This is a genomic window from uncultured Microbulbifer sp. (assembly GCF_947498635.1).
In the GTDB taxonomy this organism is placed as follows: domain Bacteria; phylum Pseudomonadota; class Gammaproteobacteria; order Pseudomonadales; family Cellvibrionaceae; genus Microbulbifer; species Microbulbifer echini.
This window is the reverse complement of record NZ_CANMKV010000063.1, coordinates 1-11,463: the sequence shown is the minus strand read 5'-3', so window position 1 is coordinate 11,463 and position 11,463 is coordinate 1. Positions and strand designations below refer to the sequence as shown.

At 48.3% G+C, this 11,463-nt stretch carries 10 protein-coding genes; 4 read left to right on the top strand and 6 right to left on the bottom strand.

What is annotated here, in order from left to right:
- Window positions 1-1,018 precede the first annotated feature (1,018 nt).
- A complete protein-coding gene (locus Q1A69_RS19220) occupies window positions 1,019-2,425 on the bottom strand; it encodes a hypothetical protein (RefSeq protein WP_299589238.1) in 1,407 nt (468 codons plus the stop codon).
- 258 nt (window positions 2,426-2,683) lie between these two features.
- On the bottom strand, window positions 2,684-4,138 hold the full coding sequence (locus tag Q1A69_RS19215) for a PLP-dependent aminotransferase family protein (RefSeq protein WP_299589235.1): 1,455 nt from the start codon (window positions 4,136-4,138) through the stop codon (window positions 2,684-2,686).
- A gap of 102 nt (window positions 4,139-4,240) precedes the next feature.
- On the opposite strand from Q1A69_RS19215, the gene Q1A69_RS19210 reads away from it, so the two are divergent.
- Complete coding sequence (locus tag Q1A69_RS19210) at window positions 4,241-4,840, top strand: pyridoxamine 5'-phosphate oxidase family protein (protein ID WP_299589232.1); 600 nt, start codon at window positions 4,241-4,243, stop codon at window positions 4,838-4,840.
- 18 nt (window positions 4,841-4,858) lie between these two features.
- Here Q1A69_RS19210 and Q1A69_RS19205 read toward each other — a convergent pair whose 3' ends face one another.
- From Q1A69_RS19205 to Q1A69_RS19195, 3 genes are read right to left on the bottom strand one after another with little or no spacing between them, the layout of a single operon-like run.
- On the bottom strand, window positions 4,859-5,344 hold the full coding sequence (locus Q1A69_RS19205; RefSeq protein WP_299589229.1) for a GNAT family N-acetyltransferase: 486 nt from the start codon (window positions 5,342-5,344) through the stop codon (window positions 4,859-4,861).
- Window positions 5,345-5,386: 42 nt separating this feature from the next.
- Window positions 5,387-6,355, bottom strand: coding sequence for a S41 family peptidase (locus Q1A69_RS19200; protein WP_299589226.1), 969 nt, complete (start codon window positions 6,353-6,355; stop codon window positions 5,387-5,389).
- Complete coding sequence (locus Q1A69_RS19195) at window positions 6,352-6,792, bottom strand: helix-turn-helix domain-containing protein (protein ID WP_299589223.1); 441 nt, start codon at window positions 6,790-6,792, stop codon at window positions 6,352-6,354. The genes Q1A69_RS19200 and Q1A69_RS19195 overlap by 4 nt, the downstream gene beginning before the upstream one ends.
- 287 nt (window positions 6,793-7,079) lie before the next feature.
- On the opposite strand from Q1A69_RS19195, the gene Q1A69_RS19190 reads away from it, so the two are divergent.
- The 3 genes from Q1A69_RS19190 (at window position 7,080) to Q1A69_RS19180 (ending at window position 10,948) form a co-directional block, all read left to right on the top strand.
- A complete protein-coding gene (locus tag Q1A69_RS19190) occupies window positions 7,080-9,929 on the top strand; it encodes an ExeM/NucH family extracellular endonuclease (protein ID WP_299589220.1) in 2,850 nt (949 codons plus the stop codon).
- Between the two features lie 250 nt (window positions 9,930-10,179).
- A complete protein-coding gene (locus tag Q1A69_RS19185) occupies window positions 10,180-10,554 on the top strand; it encodes a hypothetical protein (RefSeq protein WP_299589217.1) in 375 nt (124 codons plus the stop codon).
- A 34-nt stretch (window positions 10,555-10,588) separates the two neighbouring features.
- On the top strand, window positions 10,589-10,948 hold the full coding sequence (locus Q1A69_RS19180; RefSeq protein ID WP_299589215.1) for a VOC family protein: 360 nt from the start codon (window positions 10,589-10,591) through the stop codon (window positions 10,946-10,948).
- A gap of 125 nt (window positions 10,949-11,073) precedes the next feature.
- On the opposite strand, the gene Q1A69_RS20480 is transcribed toward Q1A69_RS19180, so the two are convergent.
- The gene (locus tag Q1A69_RS20480; protein ID WP_366525619.1) at window positions 11,074-11,286 is read right to left on the bottom strand and encodes a hypothetical protein; all 213 of its coding nucleotides are present in this window, start codon (window positions 11,284-11,286) and stop codon (window positions 11,074-11,076) included.
- Between the last annotated feature and the right edge of the window lie 177 nt (window positions 11,287-11,463).

Genomic DNA, 11,463 nt, shown 5'->3' with positions numbered 1-11,463 from the left:
TTGGTGCATGATCTATCGTAGCCTTGACGGATAACTGAATACTACCAAATTGGCTCGGAATTATTCAGAGGTTCCCTTTTTATTCATAGTGCGATAAATGGTGGTATGTATGAGTGGGAGGTATAAAGGGCGGGTTCATAAATAGTTGGCTATCTAGGAAATTTAATAAACGTATCCCATAGTTGGTGCAAACGATTCAGGTGAATATCTAAATAGTCTTAAGTGATTCCATCAGTTATAGAGAATAATGCTACTTTTTTTCGGATAACAAGCACAATTGGTAATAGGGAACAGCCGGCAGAGTTGGCGCCTCTAAAGACCAAGAGAAAAGCATCCGTGAGCTACTATCAGTTGATAGAGAGTGCGCGATACTAGGTTTATAGCTTGGAAAAATATGAATGCATACAAGCAATAATCGCCAGTTATTGGAAAGGTAACCATCGACGATCAATAGAGAGCTTCGGTGTATTGTTGGATTGCGAGGATGTCGCCCTGGTCAATGGCATCAGCGCTTAAATATTGGGCCCTGCCAAGTATGCAAAGCATGAAGCGTAACTGGTGAGATGCTGCAACAAGCGGTTGTCTTTCTAGGGAAGAGTTATACTTAGAATAAAAAGCGAGTAACTTAAAAAGGCACAAAGATCTATATTTGCACCAGGAAATGGTCTGCCAGATAATTTATGCCAGATAAATCTTCTGGGGGCGATTTATGGGATCTCTGAAAAATTAACTTCTAATGTTAAATCAAAACCTAACTTGTCACTCAGAGGGTACGGCTGTCGGTACGTTTGCTTAGTGGATAACTGGGGCTGCCCGAATTTCCAGTCGCTGCCGTGGAATAAGGACATCCATCTTAGAAAGAATGTTCTCTCGGTGATTTTTGCGGCGTTTCCGAATATATTCCGTATTGGCAAAATTCACTTGATACATAATTTAATGTGGCCTTGCTGGGTAGGTGAGTAGTACCAAATTACCTTAGGGTTATTCGGTGGATCCTAAGGTTGATTGATAACTAAATCTATTTATTCTCTATTCTAAATCTATCTATGTGTAGCAAAATATAAAATAAAGGAACAATTGATAAAAAGGTCAAGTGCAAGGCGAGGATGTCGCTTTCTTTGCTGGTAGGGGGGGTGGATAATACGATTATCCACAGCATGAAAAATAAGGAAAAAAATAAACGTTTGTCAAATCTTGATATGGAATCGAAAATCTTACTTCCTAGCAGACAGTAACGAAAGGATTTGTGCTTTAACATATCAAAAAAATAGTATAGACCACAGGTTAAGCTCACCAAAGTTGTGAGTAGTAGCTCAAACACCCAGGCTGGAGGTTTTCCAGGGGTTGGGGGCCAAACATTGGTTACTCCGAATTCGGTAAAGGAGAGAATGGCGAATAGTCCGCTAGTCAATAGAACGATAGGGAACCGAAAAACTAATATGACCATGCAAATTGCGGCAGAGACTTCGAAAATCCTTTGAATGGGCATAAAAATATTGGCATGCTCTGCAACCCAGGCTAATGCGTTGCGAAACCATAACGGGGTGTTTCCGTATTCTACATAGGAGTTCACCAGCCCTCTATAGCCCTCTACGGTAAACCAGTTCAGTAAGCTGTCTTCATAAACCTGGAAAATCAACATAACACCAATGGTGATGGTGAACAGGTTAATCCAACGCCCTACCAGTAGGTTGGATTGTTCTGTCTGTAAGGCCATGCGATATCGGTCTAAAAATTTTGAAAGTATTGCTAGGGCGGCAATGGTGATACTGGATAAAAGGCTGGCTAGAAGTATGTGAGTGCCGCCGTTGCGCGACATCAAAAATATCGCAAACAATACGCTAGATACCACAATCACCCAGAGGCACCAGGACAAAAAGCTTATATCGGGTGCCGGAATACTGCCCAATAGACGCTGGTGATAGGGGGTTGGATGGGGTGAGGCTTGATCGGATGGTTTCTGAATATTTGGGGTGAGGTTATAGTTGCTTACGGCTAAGACTAATGCATAAAAAGCCGGTGATAAAAATTCAAAGAACCAGCTATTTTCGCCCATATAAGTAAAGCCCCATAATACTATGAAGCCCACAAACATGAGTAGGGCGCCTAGGGTCATTAATACCCGCAATATCAAGAGTACCCCGGCAAGTAGAATGGCTAAATGCAGTGAGTAGGTCAGGCTGATGATGTGCGGGGTGAAAAATGTGGCTAAAGATTTAAGGGCTGCGGGGGCTTCTTCCGTTCGAATAAGCTGTTCTAATGCGGCTGCAAAGGGCTGCGGTGCCATCTCGCCATTCAGATAGCGCATAATGACCAGTTGGATACAGGCGGCACCTAAAAAAAGGCTTATCATGGCTAGCCATGCAGTTGGCGAGGTTGCCGTTTTTTCTTGGCTAGTATCTAAAGTTTGGCTGGAATTGTGCATAAACCCAGCCTAGTTGAATTCGATCCCCATAGATCAATACTTGTGCCAAAAAAGTTCGCTATTTCAGCGTGTATCCATCCAAGTTGTTGTCTTTATCGGCAATAGGAAAGTGTGGATAACTTCAGGCTAGGGCTGGCCAAGCATACACTGGGTGAGTGTATATAGGAGATACACTAACAATATTTTCTGCTGACCATGGCATATAAATGCTGTTGCCAATAATAATGATATTGAAAGTTTGCTAGCTGAATGAGTGTGTTAAAAACTCTGCAGAAGCTCTATACAGTCCTCTCGTTGTTGTTTATTGGTATTGGCAAACCCCAATACCAGGCCATGGTTCAATGATTTGTCGGGATAGAAAAAAGAAAGTGGCGTGCTACCGAAGCGGTGCTGGGCTAATTGCTTTGACAGTTCTAGGTCATTCCTGCCGGGCGTGGCGAGTACCAAGTGCATTCCGGCACTACTTGCGATGAGTTGCGCCTGGGGTTCAAGTTTATCTCGTGCCAAATCGCAAAAATGCAGCCATTTTTCCCGATAGTTGATGCGCATTTTACGCAGGTGTCGTACGAAGTGTCCCTCGTCAATAAAGTCGGCCACAACCGCCTGGGCAAGTAGGGGGGAGTGGCCGGAGAGTATTTCCTTTGCTCGAGCAAATGCCTGTACAAAGGGTTTGGGAACGATTATGTAACCTAAACGCAGGCCGGGCTGCAGGCTTTTACTGAAGCTGCCCATATAGATAACCGGGGTATGCTCTGCCATTCCCTGGAGAGCGGCGACAGGTTTGTGCTTAAAGGAAAATTCGCTGTCGTAGTCATCCTCTAAAATCCAGCATTGCGTCTTGCTGGCCCAGTCCAACAGCTTTAGCCGTTCACTGGCAGGCATGACTCCGCCCATGGGGTACTGATGGGTTGGCGTGGTGTAGAGGACTTTGCCATGCAGTTTGCTTTTGGTTAGTGCATCCACGTCTAAATAGCCGCTTTGCAATTCGGCCAATGCCAATTTGGCGCCGCAGGCTTGAAACACCCAGCGGGCGCGGCGGTAGCCAGGGTTTTCCATGATGGCGGTATCTCCGGGGCCAAGTAGCACTTGTGCGCACAGGCTCAAGGCTTCCTGGGCGCCATTGGTTACGATGATCTGGTCTTCATCACAGAGCACTCCGCGGCAGCTGCGCAGGTATTCTGCCAGTGCCTGGCGTAAGGGTGGATGGCCCTGGCTGTGTCCATAGCCAAGTAGTGGAAACCTATCTTTGTGGCGCCTATAGAGTCTGGACCAAATAGATAAGGGAAAGGCATTGAGATCCGGTATACCCGGTGAAAAAGGTAGAGATACGCCGCTGTCGGTTTTAAATGCCGTGGCAGTCTGCAGCTTTTGGCCAAGGGCTGAGAGCCCTGGTAAGGGAGCTGTACCATCGGAGTCCTGGGAATGCCATGCCTGGTACTGTGGTTTCTGTACGTAAGCGGGCAGGGCGCTAGATACAAAAACGCCCTGTCCGACATGGCTGGTAACAAAGCCCTCGGCTTTGAGCTGCTCTAACACTAGTGTGACCGTATTGCGGCTGATATTCAGGGTGGAGGATAGTCTACGAGAGGAGGGGAGCTTGCTCCCTGCTGCGAGACGGCCGCTGCAAATCCACTCCACCAGGTTGCGGTATAGCTGGCTTTGTAACGGTTGCCTGGGGTCCAGGGTTAAGTCGGCAAAATCAGGGCTACTCAAACTGGCACCATAAGTTAGCTAAAACTGGATCTAATCAGAGTACCAGTAACTCCCTATATTGGCGATATAGCTTGTTTAAATATCGTTATGGGAGCTTTCTGAATGGATACTTCAAATTCCTTAAAGAGCGATTTTTCGGTTTCGGGAAAGAGCCGGGTGCGCCGTGCTGCCAAGAGGGCCAGTTATCGCCGCGAGGATATTTATCGTTTGGTCGATGAACTGAAGCTGGGGCATATTGGTTTTACCCAGGATGGTGAAGTGATTGTTATTCCCATGACGGTATGGCGCCATGGGGACTTTTTGTATTTTCATGTGCCCAATAAAAGCCGTTTACAGAAGTTATTGGAATCGGGGCAGCAGGTATGTATTTCTTTTGCCCGCTACGACGAGTGGGTACTGGCCAAGTCCGCGTATCACCATAGCGCCAACTATCGCTCGGTTGTTTTGTTTTGTCGTGGTGAGCGGGTGCAGAATCCGAAGGAATTTGACACGATTTTTGCATCCATCATTGAGGATATTGAGCCCGGCCGTTGGAGTCAGGTGCGCACTCCCAGTGTGCAGGAACGCAAGGGTACAGCTTTGATGCGCCTGACCATAGCGGAAGGTTCTTTTAAGAGTCGCAGAGGGGCGCCATCAGACAATAAAGAAGATCTCGATTTACCGGTCTGGAGTGGCGCCAAGCCTGCCTGTCCGTTTAGTTAGCATTTATCTGCAGTGAGTTTAGATCTCTTTTGGTAGGGTGCTATCGTTAACTGAATTTTTGAAGCTGGAGAGATCGATTATGGCAAGCATGTCCTCGTTATCGTCATCCATGCCGATTTCTACAAAGCCAAAGCTGGAGTAGAAATCTTTGGCTATTGGGTTTGTGGGGTTATAGCAAATTTCTATCTGTTTGATATTGGGTGTTTGCCTGATCTCATGCAAGGCTAGCTCCAACGCAGTTCGGCCTATCCCCTTTTTTTGGTGTTTCTGGTCAGCCATAAAACGCCATATAGAGATTTTTTCATGGTTTTCCTTCACCCACATTAAAAAACCAACAGGACTTTCCCCAGAATAAATAGCGCGGGTTTCATATTCACTATTGAACTGTGACTCTACCAGTGACCACATATTGCAGGCGACATATTTCTGCTGTTCCTTGGAAACATCTAGATCGCAAACTGCTTCGTAATTGTCCTTGGTTATCGGTTGCAGAAAGGTGACCATTGTTAATCCTTAAACCCCATTACCTAGGTCCATTTAAACGATTTACGATTCACTTTGTTTTTTTATCGTTTTTAGAGCAATCTGTAAACTATCTTGATCAGCGGCCTCAATATCGGGCTTTACCCCATGCCCTTCCCAATTAATCGGACCTTTAGCCAGTGTAGAAATCGGGCGGCTATTGGGAATGCCAATCTCAAATCCAAATGGCAGGAATTGAGGGGCATCTATCATATGGGCCCCACCGGCGCTGGCACTGCCGATAATTGTGGCCCTGCCCAATTGTTGTAGAGAGAAGGCAATACTCTCGGAGGCGGAAAAGGATCGGTTGTTAATTAAGATAACCAATGGTCTTTCCGTGCCATAGACTGGCCAGGGTAGGGAACTGATACGCTTCGGTTCTATTTTCGTTTCTCTGCTCTCTATCACAAAAGGGAATGATAGAGAGCTGTCAATAAAGGATTTAAGAATAGCATTTGCAGTATCTTCGTCGCCCCCGCCGTTATCGCGTAGGTCCAAAATCAGGCCGTCACTATGCTGGACCAGAGTAAATGCTGCTCCCAAAGTATGCTTGGCATTTTCAAAAGTATGGAAAGAAGAAAGGGATATATAGGCAATATTTCCAGGAAATATTTCAATTTTCTTTACGCCATAATTATTTTTTGGGGCTGCGGCTCGCCATTGCGCTATCCAATTGTTGGATTTCTCTTTGTCACCAATATGTTCCAGGTAGAAATGTTGATCGCCGGAGAGCTCGCGAACTTTTTCAGTGATTATTTTGGAGAAGGCTTGGGGGTCATGGCAATGCTGCTCTAGTTCAGTAGAGTCAGCGATTGCAGCGAGTTTTTCCGATAGGGTATGGGCTTTATCGGACAGTACATATTGATCCTTAATCGCGGCGGATGCCGCTTTAATAATCGTGTGGGTATTAAAACGGCATTTTTCTTCGGCCTGGCTTGAATGGGCGGAAAGCAGTAAGGGTAGGGCCAGGATGAGGGCTAGAGAAGGTTTCATCGCTTTTTCATCTCCGCAGGTATTTGCCCCTGTATTCGATCTTGGAAAGGATGTTTTTCCAGGGCGTTAATGGCGGTGTCCAATAGGTCTGACAAAGGTATGGGTAATTCTGTGTTGAGTGATTTTTCTGCATATACAGTAGCTAGCCAGTGCGCTTTTAAGCGTGGCAGGAGCAAAATACCTTTGCGAGTCAGGCGAACTCTGCGTTCCCTGGCATCTGAGCCGGTCACTAATTCCACCAGCCCTTGCGTCACCATATCTTTAACGGTCTGGCTAACGGCAGGTTGGGACAATCGTGCACTGGCTACAATCTCGCCGATCGTGACGTCCCGCTTATGCATGAGTGCGCGCATTACCGGTGTATAGCGCGGTTTGTAATGCTCGAGGCCGCAGGCGCTATAGCATTTACTGACGTCGCCATCCAGTAGCTCAAGCAAGTGCCTGAGGCGAGTTCCCAATTGGCTGTAGTGCATGCTCAGGTTTTTATATAAGTGATTATATAAATGACTATATATCGTCGCGGGATAAATGCAAATAGCGGCTTGATAGTTTTTTCGGGGTGCGGGGGGTTGATAGCCCGCACTCAGTTTGAAAGCCAATTGTAGGTGAGTCGCCAAATAGAGCTACTGAAACATAAACTTCATATTTTTTTCATCGAAATTTAGGAATTTCCCGCCACTCTTTCTGCCGCTTAATCCGAATCGGGTAACTGGGAAATAAGACAATGAAAGAATTTGGCTTGGCTGCTCTGGCAGCCCTGGGTCTTCCACTAATGGCTGCAGAGGTCCAAGCCAGCGATCTCATTATCTCGGAGTACATTGAGGGCAGCGGTAATAATAAAGCGTTAGAAATTTTTAATGGCAGAGAAACTGCGATTGATTTGAGCGATTACGCTATCCAGCTTTTTTTCAATGGAGCCGATAGCGTCTCTGCGAATATTGCTCTGAGTGGCTCTCTGCAGAGCGGTGCGGTATTTGTCTTGGCCCACGGCAGTGCCGATACGGCGCTACTGGATCAGGCCGACCAGGTTTACACCAGTGGCCTGTTTAATGGCGATGATGCCGTAGCGCTGGTAGGCCCCAGTGGTTTTGTCGATGTGATCGGCCAGATCGGCACAGACCCCGGAAGCCAGTGGGGCAATAGCAGTCTCGGCACACAAAATCAAACACTGGTGCGCAATCTGGATGTAGGTGTTGGCCGCAGCGATGGCAGCAGTGCCTTCGATCCCGCTCAGGAATGGACCAGCTCGGGCCTGAATAGTTTTGCCCATCTCGGTTGGCACGGCGCTGACGATGGCGGTAATGGTGGCGGCGATGACCATGGCGGTGTTGAGCTGGGCGCCTGTGGTGATGCCGCCACATTAATTAGCCAAGTACAGGGCGGTGGATCGGCAAGTGCATTCGAAGGGGAGCGCCACGAAATTGAAGCGGTGGTCGTCGGTAATTTCCAGGACCCCAATACCGGCCTTGCCGGTTTCTTCCTGCAAGAAGAAGATGGCGATCAGGATGGACTGGATACCACTTCCGAGGGGCTGTTTATCCATGATAATGCCTTCGGTGTGGATGTACAGGTTGGGGACCTAGTGCGTGTTGGCGGTATTGTCGATGAGTTTTACGAGTTCACCGAACTGAATCAGGTGGATGGCGTCAGCATTTGCGGCAGTGGTTACCAGGTAACGGCGGCCAATGTGCAGATGCCATTTAGCTCAGCAGAAGAGCAGGAGCAACTCGAAGGGATGCTGGTTGAATTCTCGCAGAGTCTCACCGTCAACGGCCATTACAATCTGGGCCGCTATGGCGAAGTAATTTTGTCCAATGGCCGCCTGTATATTCCCACCCACAATAACAGGCCCGGCGCAGCGGCAGCGGCACAGGTGGAAGCCAACGCGCTCAACCAGATTATTCTGGACGATGGCTCCACCGTACAAAACCCTGAGGAAATGCCCTATCCGGCGTCAGTGCTCAGCGCTTCCAATACCCTGCGCAGCGGCGACACCCTACAAGGGCTGACCGGTGTTATGGGCTATGGCTTCGGCGCCTACCGTGTGCACCCGGTGGAAGTACCACAATTTAGCCCGGTCAATTTTCGCGATGAAGCGCCGATTTTGCCGGGTGATGGCAGTCTGCGCGTAGCCAGTTTTAACGTGCTGAATTATTTCAATGGCGATGGCAATGGGGGTGGTTTCCCCACTGCGCGTGGTGCCGATACTCTGGAAGAATTCGAGCGTCAGAGAGCAAAAATTATTTCCGCAATTCTGCGTATGGATGCGGATATTGTCGGCCTGATGGAAATTGAGAACGATGGCTATGGCACGGACAGCGCCATACAGGACTTGATTAATGGACTGAACAGCTCAACCTCCGGGCAGAGCTACCAGTTTGTGCAACCGGACCTTACCCAACTCGGCGATGATGAAATCGCTGTGGGCATGATTTACCGAAGCGACCGTGTTATGCCAATCGGTAGCACCGTTACCTTGCAGGATTACCCCTTCGATCTTGGCAACCGCCAGCCGCTGCTGCAGGCATTTGCCGAACTCTCCTCTGGCGAAGAGCTCGCCGTGGTGGTTAATCACTTTAAATCCAAGGGCAGCTGCCCAAATGATGGCAGTCTGAATGGCGACCAGGGTGATGGCCAGGGGTGTTGGAATGCCCTACGAACCCAGGCTGCGGATGCCCTGGTGAGCTGGGTTGATGGTGATCCCACTGGAACTGGAATCGACCGCATACTAGTGCTGGGCGACCTCAACAGCTACGCCATGGAAAACCCCATTAGCGTCTTGAAGGGGGCCGGTTACACCGACCTACTCGAATGGTATGGTGCCGGTAAGGCTTACTCCTATGTCTATAACGGCCAGTCTGGCTACCTCGATCACGCCCTTGCCAGTCCTTCGCTGGCTCCGTTAGTTACTGCCGCGGTGGATTGGCATATCAATGCTGATGAACCGCGTGTGCTCGACTACAACACTGAATACAAGAGTGCGGAGCAGCAGGAAAATCTCTATTCCACCGGCCCTTACCGCGCATCCGATCACGATCCCTTAATCGTTGAGCTGGATCTGGGTGCAGGTAACCTGGCGCCGACGGCAGAATTCCGCTGGGAATCCGAAGGGTTGCTGGTCAGCTTTATCGACAACAGCCGCGATATGGACGGGGAGCTGGTGAGTTGGTTTTGGGATTTTGGCGATGGCGCAAGTAGTACCGAACAGAATCCCGGCCACAGCTTCGATATTGCAGGTAGCTATTTGGTACGGCTTCAGGTGGAAGACGACCGCGGTGTGCGATCCATACAGGAGCAGATCGTTGAAGTAAAAGAAGATCTGGCTTCACTGCAAGCTAAATTCAAACTGCATCGTTTTTTCCGCTGGATTTTGGTGGAAGATCGCAGCCAGTACAGCGGAGATAACAAACTGCAATATCAGTGGGGTTTCGGGGATGGAGTGCAGCGTCGTGGGCGCTGGGCGTTACACCGTTACGCGCAAACCGGCAAATACGAAATTACGCTCACTGTGAGTGATAGCGAAGGCGCTGAGGATAGTGTTTCTCAAGAAGTAAATATTTCTTTGCCACGCTGAATTATTTTGATTTTTAACTAATAATAAATATTCGGAATATTGCTCAGCAGGTTTTTGGTTCCAGCTGGGCAGTGCCGGTGTTTTACAAGCATGTAGCTTTTCCCTAGAAGCGAGTGGCCGCACCCTGGTGGTGCGGTCTTTTTTTTGCTCGTCGCTGTTTTTCACATTTCCCCCAAAATGACCTCTGAGCTCCACCTCTGTTATTTGCGACCATACTGGGACTACAGGATTAATGGGGAATATGAATTTTATGTCGAGAACATTCGAAAACCTTAAGGGGCTGAGCCTGGAGTGGACTGGCACTCATTACTCCAGGCAGGGAGATTTTCCCGACCTTTCCACCCATATTGTCAGTTACGAAACAGAGACCAGTTGTTATATCACTTCCCCTGGAAAGCATTTGGGGGAAGCCCGTTATTGCTACGAGCCTCTGGGAGTGCGTATGGCCACATTGATTTATTGGCCGGAGATTTATCAAGGCAGGCGTGGGGTGGTTCTGTATGCCATGTTGGATTTTGATCTGATGATGGATCGGGCCGTGATTGTGCATAATGACCACCCCCTGGCGATAGCCAATGGCAGCTTTCGGCTAGTAGATACCCCGGAAAAACCCAGAATAACCTAAAGCCACAAAGGCATATTATAGGGGAGGGACCAGAATGCCTACACATGAAAAAATCAACTATGTGGAATTTCCATCCAGTAGTTTAGAGAAAACCAAGGCTTTTTTTGCCGAGGCTTTCGCCTGGGAGTTTACAGACTACGGTCCAGAATATACGGCGTTCTCTAATGCAGGCCTCGATGGTGGATTCTTCCTCGCCGAGCAGCAGAGTAAACCCGCAAACGGCGCAGCGCTGGTAGTTTTATACAGCTCTGATTTAGAAGATACTTTGCAAAAAGTCGAGCGCTGCGGTGGTACCGTGGTGAAGCCGGTTTTCTCCTTTCCCGGCGGTCGACGTTTTCATTTTACCGAGCCTAGTGGCAATGAGTTCGCGGTTTGGTCGGATAGGGAAAAGTAAAACGAATTAGTGAAATGCATCCAATAAAAAAGCCCCCGTTGTTAGTTGGGGGCTTTTTAAGTCCGGGCAGTGAGTTTTTAAATTACGCTTTAAGCTATAAATCCAGTTTCATGGCCGCTAAGGTGCTAATAGATATACACAGCGCCGCTAGCTGAGGCGGAATTATCCTGTTGGTCACCGTCGATGCCCGTGCTAGCACTATCCTCCCAACTAGTTCCTACTGCGAGGGTCTGTCCATTACCGCTGAGGCTGACATTAACAAAATAATCATATTCATCTGTATTGCTGGCTTTTAGGTAAGCTTGCTGCTGCCAGCCATTTTCACTGTGGGTAAAGATATAAACCGCCCCGCTATTGGTTCCTGAATTATCCTGCTAGCCACCATTGATACCGGTGGCGCCGCTATCCTCACCCAGAGCTACTATTAACCCGGCGGATAAATAGTTCCATTATGCTGCATATTTAATCGATTCATGCCGGAAGTAGGATGCTACACGCGCAGGTTTCTTTTGTAA

What these genes read in the sequence shown, in the direction of transcription:
- Q1A69_RS19220 (WP_299589238.1), bottom strand. Translation starts at nt 2,425, where the DNA reads ATGCACAATTCCAGCCAAACTTTAGATACTAGCCAAGAAAAAACGGCA.
- Q1A69_RS19210 (WP_299589232.1), top strand. Translation starts at nt 4,241, where the DNA reads ATGGATACTTCAAATTCCTTAAAGAGCGATTTTTCGGTTTCGGGAAAG.
- Q1A69_RS19205 (WP_299589229.1), bottom strand. Translation starts at nt 5,344, where the DNA reads ATGGTCACCTTTCTGCAACCGATAACCAAGGACAATTACGAAGCAGTT.
- Q1A69_RS19200 (WP_299589226.1), bottom strand. Translation starts at nt 6,355, where the DNA reads ATGAAACCTTCTCTAGCCCTCATCCTGGCCCTACCCTTACTGCTTTCC.
- Q1A69_RS19190 (WP_299589220.1), top strand. Translation starts at nt 7,080, where the DNA reads ATGAAAGAATTTGGCTTGGCTGCTCTGGCAGCCCTGGGTCTTCCACTA.
- Q1A69_RS19185 (WP_299589217.1), top strand. Translation starts at nt 10,180, where the DNA reads ATGTCGAGAACATTCGAAAACCTTAAGGGGCTGAGCCTGGAGTGGACT.
- Q1A69_RS19180 (WP_299589215.1), top strand. Translation starts at nt 10,589, where the DNA reads ATGCCTACACATGAAAAAATCAACTATGTGGAATTTCCATCCAGTAGT.